Source organism: Trinickia acidisoli (assembly GCF_017315725.1).
Lineage (GTDB): Bacteria > Pseudomonadota > Gammaproteobacteria > Burkholderiales > Burkholderiaceae > Trinickia > Trinickia acidisoli.
The window spans coordinates 2,824,030-2,844,801 of sequence record NZ_JAFLRG010000001.1 but is presented as its reverse complement, the minus strand read 5'-3'; the positions used below and the strand labels follow the sequence as shown (position 1 = coordinate 2,844,801).

The following is a 20,772-nucleotide window of genomic DNA, read 5'->3' as shown; positions in this document are numbered from 1 at the left end:
GCTGGCCGCGTTTGACGCGTCTTCATGTCGGATGCCGATGCTGGTGCTGAATTCTAGCCACAGGGCTCACAGGGGTGGTTACCTGTGGCCGCTGTGGCTTTTGCTTTGGTCATTTATGGAAAAGGGGTTACCGTGAGCCGTCGCCGTGTTGTTGTTACAGGCTTGGGGCTGGTGTCGCCTGTCGGCAATCATGTTGCCGACGGGTGGGCCAATCTTGTCGCCGGAAAGTCCGGTATCGCGACTATCACGAAGTTCGATGCGACGAACTTCTCGACGCGCTTCGCCGGAGAGGTGAAGGGTTTCAACGTCGAAGACTACATGCCCGCCAAGGAAGCCCGCCATATGGATACGTTCATCCATTACGGCATGGCGGCCGGCATGCAAGCGATGCAGGACAGCGGGCTCGACGTCACCGATGCCAATGCCGAGCGCGTCGGCGTTATCGTCGGCTCGGGCATTGGCGGCTTGCCGATGATCGAAATCACGCAGACGGAACTGCTCAATCGCGGTCCGCGGCGCATTTCGCCGTTCTTCGTCCCCGCGTCGATCATCAACATGATTTCCGGCCACCTGTCCATGAAGTTCGGCTTGAAAGGTCCGAATCTCGCGATCGTGACGGCCTGTACAACGGGCCTGCACTGCATCGGTGAGGCATCGCGCTTGATCGAGTACGGCGATGCCGACGTGATGCTGGCGGGCGGTGCCGAGGCGACGGTGTCGCCGCTCGGCATCGGCGGCTTTGCCGCGGCGCGCGCGCTGTCGCAGCGCAATGACGATCCGGCCACGGCCAGCCGTCCCTGGGACAAGGATCGCGACGGTTTCGTGCTCGGCGAGGGCGCGGGCGTCATGGTGCTCGAAGAGTACGAACACGCCAAGGCGCGCGGCGCGAAGATCTACGCCGAAGTAGCAGGCTACGGGATGAGCGCCGATGCGTATCACATGACGGCGCCGCTCGAAGACGGCGACGGTGCGCGCCGCTGCATGGCCGCGGCGCTGCGCAACGCCGGCGTCAACGCCGACGAGGTCAACTACGTCAATGCGCATGGCACCTCGACACCGCTCGGCGATCTTGCTGAAACGATAGGGATCAAGCGTGCGCTCGGCGAGCATGCGAAGAAGGTCGTCGTGAACTCGACGAAGTCGATGACGGGGCACTTGCTCGGCGGCTCGGGCGGCCTCGAATCGGTGTTCACGGTATTGGCCATCCATAACCAAGTGTCGCCGCCGACGATCAACCTCTTCAACCAAGACCCCGAGTGCGATCTCGACTACTGTGCGAATCAGGCGCGGGAGATGAAGATCGACGTCGCGCTGAAGAACTCGTTCGGGTTCGGCGGCACGAACGGCACGCTCGTCTTCAAGCGCGCCTGACCGCGGGCGGTCCGTTGACGCAGGTGGCCGGCCTAGAGATCGAACCGGGCGTGCCGCGGCGTATGGCGCTGCGGCGCTCGCTAACGGTGCGCGTCGCATCGTTGGCGTTCTCGCTCGTGTGTGCGGTGGCGGTTCATGTCACCGCAGCGGCGCATCTGGGCGCGATCGATGCGCTCTGGCTCGCGGGTGCCGCACTGATGGGGCTCGGTGCGGCATTCATGCGTTACGAGCGCAGGCAGCCGGCCCTGCTCGAATTGACGTCCGAAGGCCTCGCGGCATTCGACGATGCGGGACATCCTTTGTTTCAAGGGCGGATCGTCGGTTTTGCCCAGTGGGCCGGGCGGTTGCTCGTCTTGGCTGTCGCCTGCGAGGGTGTCCGCCGGCCCGGCGCATTGATCGTCGCGGCGGACGCCATCGACGCCGCGGCCTTTCGGGAATTGGCGGTGCGCGGGCGACACTCGGCGTACTGAGCCGCGTTAGGTGAGACCCCGCGAAGCGGGAGGCGATGCGCGCAGGCCCCGCCTGTAACAGATCCAAATCTGTAACGGCCGTTACGGCGGTTACACATGGCGCGTGGGGCCGTGATGGGGACGCTACAATAGCGGTCCCCGACGCACCCCTTCAGTGGACCCCAACAGGTGAGCGAAAAAGAAATCGACCAGGTTCTGGTCGAGCGTGTGCAGCAGGGCGACAAGGCCGCGTTCGAACTCCTGGTCTCGAAATACCATCGCAAGATCATTCGGCTGATCTCGCGGCTCGTGCGCGACCCGGCCGAGGTCGAGGACGTCGCGCAGGACGCGTTCATCAAGGCGTACCGCGCGTTGCCGCAGTTTCGCGGCGAGTCGGCGTTCTACACCTGGCTGTACCGGATTGCCGTGAATACGGCGAAGAACTATCTCGCGACGCAAAGCCGGCGCGCGCCCACGTCGACCGAAGCAAACGCCGAGGAGGCGGAAACTTTCTCGGACGCCGATCAACTAAGGGATATCAACACGCCCGAGTCGATGTTGATGAGCAAGCAAATCGCCCAGACGGTCAATGCCGCGATGGCGCTTTTGCCGGAAGAGCTTCGGATGGCCATTACCCTTCGCGAGATCGAAGGTCTAAGCTACGAGGAAATCGCCGAGATGATGGGGTGCCCCATCGGGACGGTTCGGTCGCGTATTTTTCGCGCTCGAGAGGCGATTGCGGCAAAATTGCGTCCGCTGCTGGACACGCCTGAAGGCAAACGCTGGTAGCGCTATCGGGCGATGACGGAGCGTTGCTCGGCGGCGCATATTAGAAAGCATTGGGTCAAGTGGTGTCACTACGGGGTGTGTAAGATGGGGAGCGTCATGGGGTCGGTCTCGATGCAATCGCAAGGGAGCTCGCTAGGCGAGCGTTTGTCCGCGTTCGTCGACGGGGAAGGGCTCGACGCCCGCGAGTCGTTCGATGACGTGCTGTCCGAGTTCGGTCACGGCGACCGCACCACGTGGTCGGCCTACCATTTGATCGGCGACGCCTTGCGTTCCGACGACCTGGCCGTCCATCCGGCGACGAGCCACGCATTCCTAGCGGGCTTCGCCGCACGGCTCGAAGCCGAGCCGCACATCCTGGTTCCGGTTCACGCCCTCTCGCAACGCGCCGGCTTGGTGCTGCGCCGGCGCGTCGCTCCGGCGCTCGCGGTGGCGGCCGCGGCCGCCATGCTGAGTTGGATCGTCCTGCCGCAGTGGCACGGCGGCGCGGGGCAGGGCAGCGCGCAAATGGCTTCGACGAACAGCCGCGCCGACGACGTGCAATCGGTCGCCATGACGAGCGTGCCGGGTGCGCAAGAGGGCAACATCATTCGCGATGCGCGCCTGGATCAATATCTGGAAGCGCACCAGCAATTCGCGCAGCAGCCGATCATGTCGGGTTCGATGCCGCTCATCCGCGCCGCTGTTCAGACTTCGCAAGGCCAATAAGCCGATGCAGACATTGCGCTCGATGCGCGCCGCCGCCCCGCGGCAATGGGCGGCGTGGTTGCTGTGCGCGGCCGCGCTGTTGTCGGTGTCCCCGCGTGCGGCGTTTGCGCAGGCCGATGCCGCGGCTCGTCAGCAGGCGGCGGGTTGGCTCGATCGAATCCAAGAGGCGGCGCGGCGCGAGAACTACGAAGGCGTGTTCGTCTATCAGCGCGGCAACTTCGTGCAGTCCTCGCGGATCGAGCACTACGCCGTGCATGCAGACGGGGAATTCGAATCGCTCGAAAGCCTCGATGGCCAGCCGCGCAAGATTTTGCGGCACGATGACGACCTCTATACGTTCGTGCCGGAGCGGCACCTTTGCGTCGTCGAAAAGCGGTTCAACAAGGATTCGTTTCCCGCGCTGACGAGCGAAAGCGGCGCGCAGGTATTGTCCGTGTACGACCCGAAGCTGCTTGGCAGCGATCGCGTCGCCGGCCTCGACGCCCAAGTGATCGAACTCGATCCGAAAGACGCTTATCGCTTCGCCTACAAGCTGTGGGCCGATGCCAGAACGGGTCTGCTGCTGCGCGTGCAAACGCTCGACGCCTCGGGCCAGGTGCTCGAGCAGGTCGCATTCACCCAGGTCCGCGTCGGCGTGCCCCCCGAGAAGGCGAGCATCGCGGCCGGTATGCGCAACACGAGCGGTTGGACGCTCGTGCGCCCGCCGGTGTCGCCGGTGGACATGGAGGCGCAGGGCTGGCGCATCGCGCCCGATGTGCCGGGCTTCCATGAAATCCGCGAGTTGCGCCGGCCGATGGAGGCGCGCGATCCCAAAGCGCCTCCGATTCCCGTCGATCAGGCCGTGTTTTCCGACGGGCTCTCCACCATCTCGGTGTTCGTCGAGCCGGCCGAGGGTAATTCGCGCAAGGCAGGTGCCGGTAGCACGGGTGCCACCCATGTGCTCGTTACGCGTTATCGCGATTATTGGATAACGTTGCTCGGGGAAGTGCCCCAAGCAACGCTGCAGCGCTTCGCGTCTGCCATAGAATACAAAGCTACCCAGTAACGCTTCGGCTCCCCTTGTTATGACGAATCTTTCGGTGCGCAAATTCCTCGCGGCCGCCGCAGCCGTGGCTTGCCTGTCGTTTGCGCCGCATTCGGCGTCGGCCATGCCGGCGGCGAACCTGCCCGACTTCACCGATCTCGTCGACAAGGTCGGGCCGGCTGTCGTCAACATTCGCACGACGACGCGCGTGTCGGGCTCGACCAGCCAGCACGCGACCCCGCCGGGAATGGGCGATGGGGACATGTCGGAATTCTTCCGGCGCTTTTTCGGCATCCCGCTGCCGCAGGCACCCCACGGCAACGGGGGCGACCGCGGCGACCACGGTGGCAGTCCCGATCAATCGGACAACGGCGACGGCGAGGCGAACAACGGCGTTGGCTCCGGCTTTATCCTGTCGGCCGACGGCTACGTGATGACGAACGCCCACGTCGTGGACGACGCCGACAATATTTACGTCACGCTGACCGACAAGCGCGAGTTCAAGGCCAAGCTGATCGGTGTCGACGATCGGACGGACATCGCGGTCGTCAAGATCGACGCCACGAATCTGCCGACCGTCACGATCGGCGATTCGAACAAGGTTCGCGTCGGCGAGTGGGTCGTTGCGATCGGCTCGCCGTTCGGGCTCGACAATACGGTCACCGCCGGCATCGTCAGCGCCAAAGGGCGCGAGACCGGCGATTATCTGCCGTTCATTCAGACCGATGCGGCCGTCAACCCCGGCAATTCTGGCGGCCCGCTCATCAACATGCAGGGCGAGGTGATCGGCATCAATTCGCAGATCTACAGCCGCACAGGCGGCTTCATGGGGATCGCGTTCGCGATTCCGATCGACGATGCGATGCGCGTGGCCGATCAGCTCGAGACGACGGGCAAGGTCGTGCGCGGCCGCATCGCCGTTTCGATCGGCGAGGTGACGAAGGACGTGGCCGATTCGCTCGGCCTGCCGCATGCCGAAGGCGCGCTCGTGAGCAGCGTGGAGCCCGGCGGCCCGGCCGACAAAGCCGGCTTGCAGCCCGGCGACATCATCCTCAAGTTCAACGGCGTGCCCGTCGATGCCGATACGGATTTGCCGCGTATGGTCGGCGACACGAAACCCGGCACGCGTTCGACGGTGACGATCTGGCGCAAGGGCCAGTCGCGCGAGGTGCCGATCACGGTGGAGCAGACGCAGCCCGAGAGGACGGCGAAGGCCGACGACGAGCACGCATCGCCCGTGATGCCGCGTCCGTCGAACGCGCTGGGCGTGACGGTGTCGGACTTGTCGCCCGATCAGATCAAATCGCTCAAGCTGCGCAGCGGCGGCGTACAGGTCGAGGCCGTCGACGGCCCGGCCGCGCGAGTCGGGCTGCAAAAGGGCGACATCATCTTGCGCGTCGGCGATACCGACGTGTCGAGCGCGAAGCAGTTCGAGCAGGTCACTGCCCATCTCGATTCGCAAAAGATGGTGGCCGTGCTCGTGCGCCGCGGCGAGAACACGCAATTCGTGCCGATCAGGCCGCGTGCCCAAGGGAAATGACCGTTTTTCTCGCGGCGCATCTGACCCTCTACTCGCGAGCCTGGTGCCATTTGTGCGAGGAGATGCGCATCGCGCTCGAGCCGTTGGCCCACGCGTTCGGGGCCACGGTCGAGGTCGTCGATGTCGATGCCGATCCGGCGCTCGTCGCGCGCTACGATGAACTCGTGCCGGTGCTCGTCTACGAAGGCCGCGAGCTGTGCCACTATCGGCTCGATGCCGAGCGCGTGCGTGCCGCGCTGGCGGCGCACCGGGCGTGAACGCGAGCATCGCGCAGGCGCGCAGGCTCGAACAACCGCGCGCCGCATGGGGCGGCGTAAGGCGCGTCGGCGGTCGTCACCGCGAAATGCGCCGTGGGAGGGCCATTTCGGCTAAAATAGACCGTTTTTTCACGTACTTACAAGGCGTGCTCCGCAGTTGTTCGAGCGCGCCTTTTTCGCTTGATCGGCCCTGAATGGATCATATTCGTAATTTCTCGATCATTGCGCACATCGACCACGGCAAGTCGACCCTCGCCGATCGCATTATTCAACTGTGCGGTGGCCTGTCCGACCGCGAAATGGAATCGCAAGTGCTCGACTCGATGGATCTCGAGCGCGAGCGCGGCATCACGATCAAGGCTCAGACCGCCGCGCTCCACTATCGGGCGCGCGACGGCCAGGTCTATAACCTGAACCTCATCGATACGCCCGGTCACGTCGACTTCTCCTACGAGGTCAGCCGTTCGCTGTCGGCTTGCGAAGGGGCGCTGCTCGTCGTCGACGCGAGCCAAGGCGTCGAGGCGCAGACGGTGGCCAATTGCTACACGGCGATCGAGCTCGGCGTCGAAGTCGTGCCCGTGCTCAACAAGATCGATCTGCCCGCGGCCAACCCCGAGAGCGCGATCGAGGAAATCGAAGACGTCATCGGTATCGACGCCACCGACGCCGCGCGCTGCAGCGCGAAGACGGGGCTCGGCGTAGAAGACGTCCTCGAATCGTTGATCGCCAAAGTGCCGCCGCCGAAGGGCGACCCCGAGGCGCCATTGCAGGCGCTCATGATCGATTCGTGGTTCGACAACTATGTCGGCGTCGTCATGCTCGTGCGCATCGTCAACGGCACGCTGCGTCCGAAGGACAAGATCAAGCTGATGGCCACGGGCGCGCAGTACCCCGTCGAGCACATCGGCGTCTTCACGCCGAAGTCGAAGAATCTCGAGACGCTCTCGGCCGGGCAGGTGGGTTTCATCATCGCCGGCATCAAGGAGCTGACGGCCGCCAAGGTCGGCGATACGGTCACGCTCGCCACGCGGCCCGCGCAAGCGCCGCTGCCCGGTTTCAAGGAAGTCAAGCCGCAGGTGTTCGCCGGCCTTTATCCCGTCGAAGCCAATCAGTACGACGCGCTGCGCGAATCGCTCGAAAAGCTCAAGCTCAACGACGCGTCGCTGCAGTACGAGCCCGAAGTCTCGCAGGCGCTCGGCTTCGGCTTTCGCTGCGGCTTCCTGGGCCTCTTGCACATGGAGATCGTGCAGGAGCGGCTCGAGCGCGAATTCGATATGGATCTCATCACCACCGCCCCGACCGTGGTCTATGAAGTCGTGCAGCGCGACGGCACGACGGTCGTGGTCGAGAATCCGGCGAAGTTGCCCGATCCGTCGAGGACCGAAGAGATTCGCGAGCCGATCGTCACCGTGAACCTCTACATGCCGCAGGATTACGTCGGCTCGGTCATCACGCTGTGCACGCAAAAGCGCGGCAACCAGATCAACATGCAGTATCACGGCCGCCAAGTGCAGCTCACGTATGAGATCCCGATGGCCGAGATCGTCCTCGATTTCTTCGACCGGCTCAAATCGGTTTCGCGCGGCTACGCGTCGATGGATTACGAGTTCAAGGAATATCGCGCGTCCGACGTCGTCAAGGTCGACATGCTGATCAACGGCGACAAGGTCGATGCGCTGTCCGTGATCGTTCACCGGTCGCAGTCGCAGTATCGCGGCCGCGAAGTCGCGGCCAAGATGCGTGAGATCATTCCGCGCCAGATGTACGACGTCGCGATTCAAGCGGCCATCGGTGCGCACATCATCGCGCGCGAAAACATCAAGGCGCTGCGCAAGAACGTGCTCGCGAAGTGTTACGGCGGCGACATCACACGTAAAAAGAAGCTGTTGGAAAAGCAAAAAGAAGGCAAGAAGCGAATGAAGCAAGTCGGGTCCGTGGAGATCCCGCAAGAGGCTTTCCTCGCGATCTTGCGAGTCGAAGACAAATAACAGGACCTCTCTTACATGGACTTTGCGCTGATTCTTTTTGTGCTCGTGATCTTGACGGGCATCGCGTGGGTTGCCGACAAGCTCGTGTTTCTGCCTCAGCGGCGACGGGCGGCCGATGCCGCCGTCGCCGATTTCGACCAACAGCAGGCCCGCATCGGCGAGCGCTTCGCCGACGAGAACGCGCCGCAAACGCGTGCTCGCCTGCGCGACGAAAAGCTGCGCCAGCCGTGGTGGCTCGAGTACACGGCGAGCTTTTTCCCCGTCATCCTCGTCGTCTTCCTCGTGCGCTCGTTCGTGGTCGAGCCGTTCAAGATTCCCTCGGGATCGATGGTGCCGACGCTGCTCGTCGGCGATTTCATCCTCGTGAACAAGTTCGAATACGGCCTGCGCTTGCCGATCGTCAATACCAAGATCACGCAAGGCGGCCCGCTTCACCGCGGCGACGTCGTGGTTTTCCGCTATCCGAAGGACGAATCGGTCGATTACATCAAGCGCGTGGTCGGCTTGCCCGGCGACGTCGTCTCGTACGAGAACAAGCGCCTCACGATCAACGGCAAGCTGATTGCCGAGACGCCGCTGCCCGACTACTTCGATGAAGAGCGCATCGGCTACGCGAAGCAGTTCGAGGAAAATCTCGACGGGCGCGAGCACGGGATCTTGAACAATCCCGCCGTGCCGCCGTTCATCATCGGCGCGGAAGACTACCCCTATCGCGACAATTGCACGTACAACGCCGAGGGTGTCGTCTGCAAAGTGCCGCCCGGCCATTACTTCATGATGGGCGACAACCGCGACAACAGCGCGGATAGCCGCTACTGGGGCTTCGTGCCCGACGGCAACGTCGTGGGCCGCGCGTTTTTCGTTTGGATGAACTTCAGCAACCTGAAACGCATCGGCACGTTCCACTGAACGTGCTGCTCGCGATGTTCGCGGTGCTCGCATGACGGCCGCGACGCTCGCGAGCGTCGCGATCCTCGCTCGCATCGCCGTTTTTTTCGCGCCTCGCCCAGCCGGACCGTCGGGCGAGGCGCGCGCGTTATACTCTGCTCATGCCGCTATCTCCGCTGGAAAGCCGGTTGCGCTACGAATTTCGCAATGCGGAATTGTTGCGCCAGGCTTTAACTCACCGCAGTCACAGTGCCTCGCACAACGAACGGCTCGAATTTCTGGGCGATTCCGTTCTAAATTGCGCGGTGGCCGCGCTTTTGTTCCAGAGATTCAGCAAATTGGACGAAGGCGACTTGTCGCGCGTGCGCGCCAACCTCGTCAAACAACAATCGCTGTATGAAATTGCTCAGGCCCTCAATATTTCAGAGGGGCTGCGGCTCGGCGAAGGCGAACTGCGCAGCGGCGGGTTTCGGCGGCCGTCGATTCTCGCCGATGCCTTCGAAGCCATCCTTGGCGCGATTTTTATCGACGGCGGCTTCGATGCGGCGCAAACGGTCATCAAGCGCCTGTACGTGCCGATCCTCGATCACATCGACCCGCGTACGCTCGGCAAGGATTCCAAGACGTTGCTGCAGGAGTACTTGCAGGGCCACAAGATCGCACTGCCTACCTATACGGTTGTCGCGACGCACGGCGCCGCCCACAACCAGCAGTTCGAAGTTGAATGCACGGTGCCCAAGCTCGACGTGAAGGTGTCGGGCTCGGGGGCCAGCCGGCGCGCCGCTGAACAGGCGGCGGCCAAGAAGGCGCTCGAAGAAGTGATGACGCTGCAGCCGGCGCTCGAAGTCAAGCCGAAGCGCTCGCGTAGCGCGCGCGCCGCCAAGCATGGCGAGCAGGAAGTCGTGCCGGGTGTGAAGGGCGTGCAAGCGGCGCTCGATCTGCGCGCGCCCGAGCGCCGTGGCGACAAAGCCGCGCGCGGCGAAGGCGCCAAAACGGCCGGCGCGGCTGGAGCGGGCGAAGGCGGCGAGCGGGCGGCAAGCGTCGTGCCGCCGGCGATGATACGAGCGGCGCACGTCGAGCATAAGGTGCCCACGCCCACGCTCGCGCCGAAGCCGGATACGGCGGTCAAATCCGAGCCGAGTGCGGCGAAGACGGACGGGTCGTCGAGCGCGGAGCAATCCGTGCGAAGCGGCGAAGCCGAACTCGTCTCCGACATCGCCGGCGCCGCACGCGCCGGTGCGCCCGAGCCCGACCATTCATGATCCCGTGCGTGTTTCCGGCGCTTGCCGTGCGCCGCGCCGCCTCTTTTCGAATCGCCAGCCACGCATGATCGACACTCCCACTTCCCCCAGCTTTCGCTGCGGCATGATCGCCATCGTCGGCCGACCCAACGTCGGCAAATCGACGTTGATGAACGCGCTCGTCGGCCAAAAAGTCAGCATCACGTCGCGCAAGGCGCAGACGACGCGCCATCGCATCACGGGCATCCATACGTTCGACGATGCGCAGTTCATCTTCGTCGACACACCGGGCTTCCAAACTCAACACAGCGGGGCGCTGAACCGCTCGCTGAACCGCGCCGTCACCTCGACGCTGACAGCCGTCGACGCCGTGCTGTTCGTGATCGAGGCGGGTCGCTTCGGGCCCGACGATCAAAAGGTGCTCGATTTGATTCCGCCGTCGGCGCCGCTGCTGCTCGTTCCGAACAAGCTCGACCGCGTCAGCGACAAAAAAACGCTTTACCCATTCCTGCAAAAGATGGGCGCGCTGCGCGAGTTCAAGGAAATCGTGCCGTTGTCGGCGAAGCATCCCGACGACGTCAAGCATCTGCTCGAGACGATCAAGCCCTATCTGCCCGAAGGTCAGCCGATCTACGGCGAGGACGATCTGACCGACCGCAGCGAGCGTTTTCTCGCGGCCGAAATCTTGCGCGAGAAGGTGTTTCGATGGACCGGCGACGAACTGCCGTACACGAGCACCGTGCTCATCGAGAAGTTCGAGACGGAAGGGCGGTTGCGCCGCGTATTCGCGACGATCCTTGTCGACCGTGACGCCCACAAGGCCATGATCATCGGCCACAAGGGCGCCAAGCTCAAGCAGATCAGCACGGAAGCGCGGCTCGATATGGAGAAGCTCTTCGACGGTCCCGTTTATCTCGAAACCTTCATCAAGGTGAAGAGCGGCTGGGCCGATAACGAAGCCGGGCTGCGTGCCTATGGGTACGAATGACGAGATCCACGACGGGGCGGTGACGCTTCCCGCGCCTGCATCGTCGCAGCCCGACGCTGCGACGGGGGCCAAGGGGCGCCGCCGCACGCGACGGGCGGATCCCGGAGAGGGGGGGGCGCCCCTTGCCGACGACGGCGGTTTGCCTACTGCCGCGCGCCGCGTGCCGCGCGAGCCGTCGCATCGCATCGCGGAGCAGCCGGCGTTCGTTCTCCACAGCTATCCGTATAGCGAGACGAGCCTCGTCATCGACGTCTTTTCGCGCGATCACGGACGCCTCGCGCTCGTCGCCAAAGGCGCGAAGCGCCCGCACTCGGCGCTGCGCGGCGTGCTGCAGACGTTTCAGCCGCTCGCGATGTCGTGGTCGGGCAAATCGGAGATGCGCACGCTCACCGGCGCGGAGTGGGTCGGCGGCATGTTGCCGTTGCGCGGCGACGCATTGCTGTGCGGCTTCTACGTCAATGAACTGCTCGTGAAGTTTTGTGCGCGCGAGGACCCGCATCCGCCGCTGTTCCATCACTACGTCGTCACGCTGACGCGGCTCGCTCACGACGAGGCGCCCGTACAGGTGCTGCGCTCGTTCGAGCGCGTGTTGCTGCGCGAGACCGGCTATGCGATGGCGCTCGATCGTACCGTCGCACGCAAGGCAGTGATACCCGAGGGCCGCTACGTCTTCGATCCCGAGCGCGGCGTGCGCGAGGCGACGAGCGAGTTTCCATCGCACTGGCCCGTCATATCGGGCCAGACGTTGCTCGACATGGAGCACGACGATTACCATCGTGCGCAGACGGTCGCGCAAAGCAAGACGCTGATGCGCTTTCTGCTCAATACCTACCTTGGCGGCACGCCGCTCGCGACGCGCCAGATACTTCTCGACCTGCAGAACTTATGAGCTTCTTTCTGACGTCGCCGAGCGTCATCGAACTCGGCGTCAACATCGATCACGTCGCGACGCTGCGCAACGCGCGCGGCACGCACTATCCGGACCCGATCCGCGCCGCGCTTCAGGCGGAGGCGGCCGGGGCCGACGCCATTACGCTGCACTTGCGCGAGGACCGGCGCCATATCGTCGATGCCGACGTGCGCGCGCTGCGGCCGCAATTGGCGACGCGGATGAATCTCGAATGCGCGGTCACGCAGGAGATGCTCGACATCGCTTGCGACGTGCGCCCCCATGACGTTTGCCTCGTCCCGGAAAAGCGAGAGGAGCTGACGACCGAAGGCGGGCTCGACGTCGCCGGCCATTTCGAGGCCGTGCGCGCCGCGTGCCGGCAACTGGCCGATGCCGGTTCGCGCGTCTCGCTGTTCATCGACGCCGATGAAACACAAATCCGCGCCGCGCACGAAGCGGGCGCGCCCGTCATCGAGTTGCACACGGGGCGCTATGCCGATGCGCACGACGAGGGCGAGCAGGGGCGCGAGTACGAGCGTATCGTGCGCGGCGTCGAGCTTGGCGCGTCGCTCGGCCTGAAGGTCAATGCCGGGCACGGCTTGCATTACACGAACGTGCAGCAGATCGCGGCGATCGAGGGCATCGTCGAGCTCAACATCGGGCATGCGATCGTCGCGCACGCGATCTTCGCCGGCTGGGACAACGCGGTGCGCGAGATGAAGGCCATCATGGTGGCCGCGCGTCTCGCCGCGACGCGCTGATCGACGCGAACGGCGCGCATATGGCCATCTACGGTATCGGCACCGACATCATCCAAGTGAGCCGCGTCGCGGCGGTCATGACGCGCACGAACGGGCGTTTCGCCGAGAAGGTGCTCGGGCCCGACGAGCTACGCGTCTATCACGCCCGCAAAGCGCGTTCCGAGACACGCGGGCTCGCGTTTCTCGCGACGCGTTTTTCGGCCAAGGAGGCCTTCTCCAAGGCGATCGGGCTCGGCATGCACTGGCCGATGACCTGGCGCGCGCTGCAAACGCTGAACGAGGCGAGCGGCAAGCCCGTCGTCAAGGCGTCGGGCGAACTGGCCGAATGGCTCATCGCGCGCGGCATCACGGCGCAAGTGACCGTCAGCGACGAGCGCGATTACGCGGTGGCGTTCGTCATCGCCGAATCGGACACGGCGAGCGCCACGAGCTGAGCCGACGCGCCTCGCTCTTTAAGATCCGGCTGTTTTCATCCGACATTCACCTTCGCTTTCTCATCCATGCTGCTCGATTCGATGAACAATCCTCCCGGCCCGGTCATGCTCGACGTCAAAGGCCTCGTGCTGACCGACGACGACGTGCGACGCCTTTCGCACCCGATGACGGGCGGCGTCATTCTGTTCGCTCGCCATTACGAGAACCGCGGGCAGCTCATTGCGTTGACCGATGCCATTCGCGACGTACGCGACGATCTGCTGATCGCCGTCGATCACGAGGGCGGCCGCGTGCAGCGGTTCCGCACGGACGGCTTTACGGTATTGCCCGCGATGGCGCGGCTTGGCGAGCTGTGGGATCGCGACGTCCTTTACGCGACGAAGGTCGCGACGGCGACGGGCTACGTGCTCGCCGCCGAGCTGCGCGCCTGCGGCATCGACATGAGCTTCACGCCCGTGCTCGATCTCGATTACGGACGCTCGTCGGTGATCGGCGATCGCGCGTTCCATCGCGATCCGCGCGTCGTGACGTTGCTCGCCAAGAGCTTGAACCACGGGCTGGCGCTGGCCGGCATGAGCAACTGCGGCAAGCACTTTCCGGGGCATGGCTTCGCCGCTGCAGATTCGCACGTGGCGCTGCCTGTGGACGAGCGCTCGCTCGACGAAATCCTGAGCGAGGATGCCGCGCCTTACGACTGGCTCGGCATGGCGCTCGCCTCGGTGATTCCCGCTCACGTCATCTACTCGAAGGTCGATGAGAAACCGGCCGGGTTCTCGCGTATCTGGCTGCAAGACATTCTGCGCAATCGACTCGGCTTTACGGGGGCGATTTTCAGCGACGACTTGTCGATGGAGGCGGCGCGTGCCGGCGGCACGCTCACGCAAGCGGCACAAGCCGCGCTCGAGGCGGGATGCGACATGGTGCTCGTTTGCAATCAACCGGAGGCGGCCGAAGTCGTCTTGCGTGAGCTCGAGTACGTAACGTCGAAGGAGCGCGCGCGGCGCTTGAAGCAATTGCGTGGGCGCGGCAAGGCGCCGACCTGGCGCAAGCTTGTCGAACGGCCGGCGTATCGCGACGCGAAAGCGCTGCTCGCGAGCGCCTTCGCCTGACGCCGAACGGGAAGGCCATCCGGACGCGGCCGCATCGCCGCACACAGCGCCGAGCGCCGAGCGCGAGGCGATCGCCGCCGCGCTCGGCTATTCGGCGTCACGCCATCTTCATCCGCTGCAGTTTGTTGTAAAGCGTCTTCGGGCTGATGCCGAGCAGCGTAGCGGCCCGATGGCGCGTACCGCCGACGGCGTCGAGCGTCGCCCGAATCAGCAAGTCTTCCACGTCGGACAGCGGCGTGCCGACCGTCACCTGCACGCTGCCGCCGTTCAGCCGCCGTCCGCTCGAGCCGTTCGCTTCGTCGGCGCGCAGCGAGTCGACGATTTCTCCCGATGCGTTGTAGGCGCGCCGCACGCGCTCGTGCAGTTCGCGCACGTTGCCGGGCCAATCGTACGTGAGGCACTCGCGCACGAGATTGGGCCCGATGCGCTTGTTGACGGTGGCCAGGCCGCTCGCGTTGATTTCGCGATTCAGTTCGTCAACGAGCGCCTCGGCGAGCAGCACGGCGTCGTCGTCGCGCTCGCGCAGCGGCGGCAGGGCGATCGACGCCGCGTCGAGCCGCAGCCAGAGGTCCTCGCGCAAGACGCCCTGCGCGACGGCGTCGCGGGCGGGCTTGCGCGTGGCCGCGACGATGCGGCAATCGACGCTGACTTGGTTGCTGCCGCCGACGCGCATGTACGTTTGCGAATCGAGCGCGCGCAGCAGCGCCTCTTGCTGCGGCAACGGCAAGTCGGCGATTTCGTCGAGAAAGAGGGTGCCGCCCGCCGCTTGCTCGAATAGCCCCGGCTCGCGCCGCTCGAGCGACGGTATCGCGCTTTCTTGGCCGAACAGCATGCTGTCGAGCCCGCGTTCTGCACCGCCCTCGCGCGCGAACGCGCGGCAGTCGAACACGACGAACGGGCCCTTGCGGCGCCGGCTCATTTCGTGCAGCGTGCGCGCGGCGATTTCCTTGCCCGTGCCCGCTTCGCCGCAAATGAGCACGGCCGATTCGGTCGGCGCGAGGCGCTCGATCGCATCGTAGACGTGCTGGATCGCGTCGCTGCGCCCGATGATGGGGCCGAATCGGCCGAGCTGCCGCAACGTCGCGCGCAGCGCCTGCACTTCTTCCGTCAACTCGTAGGGACGCGGAATGCGCGCGAGCAGGCTGCGCAGCCGCGGAATGTTGACGGGCTTGAGCAAGTAATCCCAAATCCCATGGCGCAATCCCTCGATGGCGCTTTCCACCGTTGCGTTGCCCGTCATCACGATCACGGGCACGACGCCGTCCGGCTGGGCCGGAAGGTTGTGCAGCAGATCGAGCCCGCTGCCGTCGGGTAGATTCAGGTCGATCAGCACGACGTCGGGGATGAAACGCGTCAGCGCGGCGCGCGCCTCGGCGAGCGTCGCAGCCGTGTCGACGGAAAAGCCGTCGGCGGCGACGATTGCGTTGAGGCCGGACAGGCTATTGGGATCGTCTTCGACAATCAGAGCGTGTGGCATGGCTGGCGTAATCAAATTAGAAGTCGAGAGCCCGCGGGCGCCGGGGACGAACGACGCCATGCACGAACATCGTGTTGCGACGGCGGACGGGCAACCGATGAGGAAAGCATTTGGCGTGCCAGATCGTTCTCCTTTATAGAACAAAGACTTGCAATTGCCACCCGGCAAGAGCGGCAGTTTCGGCCACGTTAGCGTGAAAAAACGACCGGTAAAGATTGCTTAACCATACACCACTCATACGAAAAAAAAAGCGCCCCGTGGGGCGCTATCAGTCGGCATAACATTCCGCATATGGCGCCGGCGGCGCCTTATGCCCGGAATGTGCCTGGAATGTATCAGGCGCGGCTGCGGTATTCGTGCGTACGCGTATCGATTTCGATCTTGTCGCCGATGTTGCAGAAGAGCGGCACTTGCAGCTCGAAGCCCGTGGTGAGCTTGGCCGTCTTGAGCACCTTGCCCGACGACGTATCGCCCTTCACCGCAGGCTCCGTGTACGTGATTTCGCGCACGAGCGTCGTCGGCAATTCGACCGAGATCGCTTTCTCGTTGTAGAACACGACCTCGCAAGGCATGCCGTCTTCGAGGTAATGGAGTGCATCGCCCATCATCTCGGCTTCGACTTCGTACTGGTTGTAGTCGGCATCCATGAAGACGTACATCGGATCGGCGAAGTACGAGTACGTGACTTCGCGGCGCTCGAGCACGACGACGTCGAACTTGTCGTCCGCCTTGTAGACCGACTCCATGCCGGCGCCCGTCAAGAGATTCTTCAGCTTCATCTTGACGACGGCGGAGTTACGGCCCGATTTGTTGTATTCGGCCCTTTGCACGACCATCGCGTCGTTGCCGATCATCACGACGTTACCGGTGCGCAGTTCCTGTGCAATCTTCATAAAAACGATCCTGTGCGAATAAAGTGACTGATTTGTGTTGCTCAACGGCATCGACAGCGATCGCGTCAATCGTCGCCTCATGGGGCGCGCCGCCTTCCTGCGATTTCGCTGTTCCGCAGTATGCTTAAATGCCGCGCGGCGCCGTTGGATAACCGTTTATTTTAACTGAGATTTTGCGAATTGAGCTAGGTTCGCGGCGAGATCGCCGATGGTGAAGAGTTCGTCCGCCCAGGTCACAGCCCTGGCTTCGAGCGCATGGCGGTGAGACCAAAAATCGGCCCAATCGGGCGTGCCCGCTCCGTTCCAGGCGTGCCAAAAGCGCGCGAGCGCGGCGCGCGCGGCCGGGGGCAGCGCGCGCGCATAGTGTGCGAGCGCGGCATCGAGCTTGGGCAGGTGCGCGGCGTCGGCCTGTGGGTAGATATGCCAAACGAATGGCCGGCGAGCCCATTGGGCACGGACGAAGGAATCCTCCCCGCGCACGAAGTTCAGATGGCTCGCCCAGAGCAGCGCATCGAATTCGGGCTGCGGGCGAAACGCGAGCGAGTGGGCGCGCAGGTTGCCGCGTTCGGCATGCGCGCCGGCGCCGAATGCGCTGTGACCGAAAAAGCGCGCGAGCGCGCCCGAGACGCGGCCCTCGGGCGCGAGTACCACGATCGGCTCCGCGGCATCGCGCCACTGCTCGAGTAAGCCGTCGACAGCCGGGTTTTCGTACGAGAACAGCGAGACGACGGTCGCGGCGGGCTCGGGTGCGGCGGCGCCGGTCGTCTGTCGCCACCAGGCCTCGCGTGCCGAAGCGGACATCTCGAAGGCGCGGCGCGCGTCGTCGAGCATGCGCTCCTTGATGACGCCGCCCGTGCCGGGGCCGAGCCCCGGGAAAAAGAAGGCCTTCGTCAGTGGGTAGCGCGCATGCGGCGACGGTTTCAGGTGGCATTCGGCCACCCAATCTTCGGCGCTCAGATATTCGAGGTTCAGCCAGACGGGGGGGCGGTGGCGTCGGGCCATTGCGGCCACGTAGGGCGGCGGCAGCTCGCAGGCGAATGCTTCGATGACGATGTCGGCCACCGCGAGCACTTCCCCGGCGTGCGTGCGCTCGTGCCAATGCTCGACGACGATGCCCTCGACGCGCTGGCGGGCGAGCGTGACGTCGAGCGTCGGGCACAGGCGCCCGAACGTATGCAGATCGTCCACGAGCAAACGCATCTGCCAGCCGTATTCGGACGAGAGTTGACGAGCCAGGCGCCAGCAGACGCCGATATCGCCGAAGTTGTCGATGACGGTGCAAAAGAGGTCGCAGGCAATCGCGTCAGCGGATGCGGGTGCCGCGCGCGGCTCGGACGTTCCGTGTTCGGCCGGCATGCCGTGTATCGCGGGCAGGCGGGGCGGTTCCGACGCATCGGCGGCTGCCGGGCCGCTCGCATCGCGCGAGGCGTTCCGAGCGGCGTCAGCGCCTTCGATGGATAGAGTGGCAGGACGAGACGAGCGTGTGGCGGACATGGCGGGACGCGGACGTGGTTCGGGCCCGAATCGGGCCCGATTCAGACGTGAAGCGGCCTGAAGCGGGCGAGGGGCACGGTGCGCCGGGCGGCGGCGTGGCGCGAGCGGGCGGCGCGGGCGCGGTGCCGACGGCGCGAACGCGTGCGCAAATGGTCTAAACTGGCGATTCTAAAGCACGCCGCCCCTTGCCGCGCGGCGTTTCGCACCTGACGCGCATGACCGATTCCGACGCTCCGAACCCGCCTTTCGAACCGAAGAAGTTTCTGGCCCAATTGCCGCATTTACCCGGCGTGTATCGCTATTACGATGCGCACGAGAACGTGCTCTACGTCGGCAAGGCGCGCGACCTGAAGAAGCGCGTGTCGAGCTACTTCACGAAGACGCAACTCTCGCCACGCATCGCGATGATGATCACGCGAATCGCCCGGATCGAAACGACGGTGACGCGGTCGGAGGCCGAGGCGCTGCTGCTCGAGAACAATCTCATCAAAGCGCTCGCGCCGCGCTACAACATTCTTTTTCGCGACGACAAGTCGTATCCGTATCTGAAGCTGACGGGCCATGCCTTTCCGCGCATGGCGTACTACCGCGGCTCGGTCGACAAGAAGAACCAGTACTTCGGCCCATTCCCGAGTGCTTGGGCCGTACGCGAGAGCATTCAGATCCTGCAGCGCGTGTTTCAACTGCGCACTTGCGAGGATTCGGTCTTCAACAATCGGACGCGGCCCTGTCTGCTGCATCAGATCGGCCGTTGCACGGCGCCGTGCGTCGGCGCCATCGGCGAAGAAGATTACGCGCGCGACGTCGCCAACGCATCGCGCTTCTTGCTCGGCCGGCAAAGCGAGGTCATGAGCGAGCTCGAAGCCAAGATGCATGCGTTCGCGGCTGAGCTCAAGTTCGAGCAAGCCGCGGCCGTGCGCAATCAGATGAGCTCGCTGTCCACCGTGTTGCATCAGCAGGCGATCGAAGTCGGCGGCGACAGCGACGTCGATATCCTCGCCGTCGTCGCGCTGGGCGGCCGTGTTTGCGTGAATCTCGCGATGGTGCGCGGCGGCCGGCATCTCGGCGACAAGGCCTATTTCCCGGCGCACGTCGAAAGCGGGTTCGGCGGCGACGAGTCAGAGCAAGCCGAAGGCGCGGGGTTGCAAACCGATGCGGAGTCGGAGCGCGGCGCGGACGTAGCGCAAGCCATCGCGGGCGAAGCGCGAGCGCCTGCCGGATCGGACCGAGTCGACAGTGCCGAGTCCCCGGCCGAAGCCGTCGAGGCAATCGACGAGCCGGCGGCCCGTTTCGAAGCCGGCATCGAAACCGAAGTGCTCGAGGCGTTCATCGCGCAGCACTACCTCGGCCACCGCATTCCGCCCGTGCTCGTCGTCAGCCACGCGAGCGCCAGCCGCGGTCTCGCCGATTTGTTGACCGAGCAGGCGGGGCATAAGGTCGTGTTCGTGCGCCAGCCGCAGGGGCAGCGGCGCGTTTGGCTCGCGATGGCAGAGCAAAACGCGCGTCTGGCGCTCGCGCGGCTGTTGTCCGAGCGCGGATCTCAGCAAGCGCGCACGCGGGCGCTGGCCGAGGTGCTGAGCATGGAGTGCGACGACCTCGCGCATCTGCGCATCGAGTGCTTCGACATCAGCCATACGATGGGCGAGGCGACGCAGGCATCGTGCGTCGTCTATCGCGATCACAAGATGCAGTCGGCCGAATACCGCCGCTACAACATCACGGGTATCACACCAGGCGACGACTATGCCGCCATGCGGCAGGTGCTCACGCGTCGGTATGAGCGGCTCGTCGAACTGGCCGCCGAAAATGCGGACGAGGCCGACGATCGCACTGCCGCGCCGGGGGCGGATTCTGCGACTGATTCGGCGGAGCCCGCGGCCGGCGGCGTCTTGCCGAACATCGTGCTCATCGACGGCGGCAAAGGTCAGGTCGAAGTCGCCCGGCAAGTGTTTACCGAACTCGGGCTCGATCGGTCGATGCTCGTCGGAGTGGCCAAGGGCGAGGGCCGCAAAGTCGGGCTCGAGACGCTCGTGTTCGCCGACGGCCGCGGCCCGCTCGAGCTCGGCAAGGAAAGCGCCGCGCTGATGCTCGTCGCGCAGATTCGCGACGAGGCACACCGTTTCGCGATCACCGGCATGCGCGCGAAGCGCGCGAAAGCGCGCCAGACGTCGCGGCTCGAAGAGCTCGACGGCATCGGCGCGAAACGGCGCCAGCGGCTGCTCGCGCGCTTCGGCGGGCTGCGCGGCGTCGTGGCGGCGAGCGTCGAAGACCTGGCGAGCGTCGAAGGCATTTCGCACGCCTTGGCCGAGCAGATCTACCGGCAGTTGCACTAGGGCCTGCCCGCGCTGACAAGGGGCAGGCGGCGGCAACCGGCACATGAACACGCCCTATTCCGGGGCCCTAGGCGGGCGCTCGGCTTGTGGCGGGTCCGTCGACGCGGCACAATGGCGTCTCCCTGGCCCGCCCCTTACTCC

The 20,772-nt window shown here is 64.8% G+C and carries 19 protein-coding genes; 16 read left to right on the top strand and 3 right to left on the bottom strand.

All coding sequences use genetic code 11. From position 1 onward, the window contains the following. Positions 1 to 132: 132 nt before the first annotated feature. The 15 genes from fabF (at position 133) to nagZ (ending at position 14,434) form a co-directional block, all read left to right on the top strand. A complete protein-coding gene (gene fabF, locus J3485_RS12885; protein ID WP_206952910.1) occupies positions 133 to 1,371 on the top strand; it encodes a beta-ketoacyl-ACP synthase II in 1,239 nt (412 codons plus the stop codon). A gap of 14 nt (positions 1,372 to 1,385) precedes the next feature. Then, positions 1,386 to 1,841 (top strand): hypothetical protein, encoded by a 456-nt coding sequence (locus J3485_RS12880; RefSeq protein ID WP_206952909.1) that lies wholly within the window; start codon positions 1,386 to 1,388, stop codon positions 1,839 to 1,841. A 168-nt stretch (positions 1,842 to 2,009) separates the two neighbouring features. Then, on the top strand, positions 2,010 to 2,609 hold the full coding sequence (gene rpoE / locus J3485_RS12875) for an RNA polymerase sigma factor RpoE (protein ID WP_206952908.1): 600 nt from the start codon (positions 2,010 to 2,012) through the stop codon (positions 2,607 to 2,609). Between the two features lie 96 nt (positions 2,610 to 2,705). Next, complete coding sequence (locus J3485_RS12870; RefSeq protein ID WP_206952907.1) at positions 2,706 to 3,314, top strand: sigma-E factor negative regulatory protein; 609 nt, start codon at positions 2,706 to 2,708, stop codon at positions 3,312 to 3,314. A 4-nt stretch (positions 3,315 to 3,318) separates the two neighbouring features. Beyond that, the gene (locus J3485_RS12865; protein ID WP_206952906.1) at positions 3,319 to 4,359 is read left to right on the top strand and encodes a MucB/RseB C-terminal domain-containing protein; all 1,041 of its coding nucleotides are present in this window, start codon (positions 3,319 to 3,321) and stop codon (positions 4,357 to 4,359) included. Positions 4,360 to 4,378: 19 nt separating this feature from the next. Beyond that, positions 4,379 to 5,878: a DegQ family serine endoprotease gene (locus J3485_RS12860; protein ID WP_206952905.1), complete on the top strand. Its 1,500-nt coding sequence runs from the start codon at positions 4,379 to 4,381 to the stop codon at positions 5,876 to 5,878. After that, positions 5,875 to 6,135 (top strand): glutaredoxin family protein, encoded by a 261-nt coding sequence (locus J3485_RS12855; protein ID WP_206952903.1) that lies wholly within the window; start codon positions 5,875 to 5,877, stop codon positions 6,133 to 6,135. Before J3485_RS12860 ends, J3485_RS12855 begins: the two co-directional genes overlap by 4 nt. A 194-nt stretch (positions 6,136 to 6,329) precedes the next feature. Further along, on the top strand, positions 6,330 to 8,123 hold the full coding sequence (gene lepA / locus J3485_RS12850) for a translation elongation factor 4 (protein ID WP_206952901.1): 1,794 nt from the start codon (positions 6,330 to 6,332) through the stop codon (positions 8,121 to 8,123). Positions 8,124 to 8,138: 15 nt separating this feature from the next. Further along, positions 8,139 to 9,032: a signal peptidase I gene (gene lepB, locus J3485_RS12845; protein ID WP_206952899.1), complete on the top strand. Its 894-nt coding sequence runs from the start codon at positions 8,139 to 8,141 to the stop codon at positions 9,030 to 9,032. Between the two features lie 140 nt (positions 9,033 to 9,172). Beyond that, positions 9,173 to 10,273, top strand: a complete 1,101-nt coding sequence (gene rnc, locus J3485_RS12840) for a ribonuclease III (RefSeq protein WP_206952897.1) — start codon at positions 9,173 to 9,175, stop codon at positions 10,271 to 10,273. 103 nt (positions 10,274 to 10,376) lie between these two features. Beyond that, positions 10,377 to 11,240 (top strand): GTPase Era, encoded by an 864-nt coding sequence (gene era, locus J3485_RS12835; protein WP_206955793.1) that lies wholly within the window; start codon positions 10,377 to 10,379, stop codon positions 11,238 to 11,240. Beyond that, complete coding sequence (gene recO, locus J3485_RS12830; RefSeq protein WP_206952895.1) at positions 11,227 to 12,129, top strand: DNA repair protein RecO; 903 nt, start codon at positions 11,227 to 11,229, stop codon at positions 12,127 to 12,129. The genes era and recO overlap by 14 nt, the downstream gene beginning before the upstream one ends. Beyond that, positions 12,126 to 12,890 carry a pyridoxine 5'-phosphate synthase gene (gene pdxJ / locus J3485_RS12825; protein ID WP_206952893.1) on the top strand — a complete coding sequence of 255 codons (765 nt, stop codon included), beginning with the start codon at positions 12,126 to 12,128 and terminating at the stop codon, positions 12,888 to 12,890. The genes recO and pdxJ overlap by 4 nt, the downstream gene beginning before the upstream one ends. Before the next feature lie 20 nt (positions 12,891 to 12,910). Further along, positions 12,911 to 13,324 carry a holo-ACP synthase gene (gene acpS, locus J3485_RS12820; protein ID WP_206952891.1) on the top strand — a complete coding sequence of 138 codons (414 nt, stop codon included), beginning with the start codon at positions 12,911 to 12,913 and terminating at the stop codon, positions 13,322 to 13,324. Between the two features lie 81 nt (positions 13,325 to 13,405). Then, positions 13,406 to 14,434, top strand: coding sequence for a beta-N-acetylhexosaminidase (gene nagZ / locus J3485_RS12815; protein ID WP_206952888.1), 1,029 nt, complete (start codon positions 13,406 to 13,408; stop codon positions 14,432 to 14,434). A gap of 97 nt (positions 14,435 to 14,531) precedes the next feature. On the opposite strand, the gene J3485_RS12810 is transcribed toward nagZ, so the two are convergent. The 3 genes from J3485_RS12810 to earP all read right to left on the bottom strand — a co-directional run bounded on the left by J3485_RS12810 (position 14,532) and on the right by earP (position 18,160). Next, positions 14,532 to 15,911, bottom strand: coding sequence for a sigma-54-dependent transcriptional regulator (locus J3485_RS12810; RefSeq protein WP_206952887.1), 1,380 nt, complete (start codon positions 15,909 to 15,911; stop codon positions 14,532 to 14,534). Between the two features lie 335 nt (positions 15,912 to 16,246). Further along, on the bottom strand, positions 16,247 to 16,804 hold the full coding sequence (efp, locus tag J3485_RS12805; RefSeq protein ID WP_206952885.1) for an elongation factor P: 558 nt from the start codon (positions 16,802 to 16,804) through the stop codon (positions 16,247 to 16,249). A gap of 156 nt (positions 16,805 to 16,960) precedes the next feature. Beyond that, positions 16,961 to 18,160, bottom strand: coding sequence for an elongation factor P maturation arginine rhamnosyltransferase EarP (gene earP, locus J3485_RS12800; RefSeq protein WP_206952883.1), 1,200 nt, complete (start codon positions 18,158 to 18,160; stop codon positions 16,961 to 16,963). 353 nt (positions 18,161 to 18,513) lie between these two features. On the opposite strand from earP, the gene uvrC reads away from it, so the two are divergent. Next, on the top strand, positions 18,514 to 20,631 hold the full coding sequence (gene uvrC / locus J3485_RS12795) for an excinuclease ABC subunit UvrC (protein WP_206952882.1): 2,118 nt from the start codon (positions 18,514 to 18,516) through the stop codon (positions 20,629 to 20,631). Positions 20,632 to 20,772: the final 141 nt, after the last annotated feature.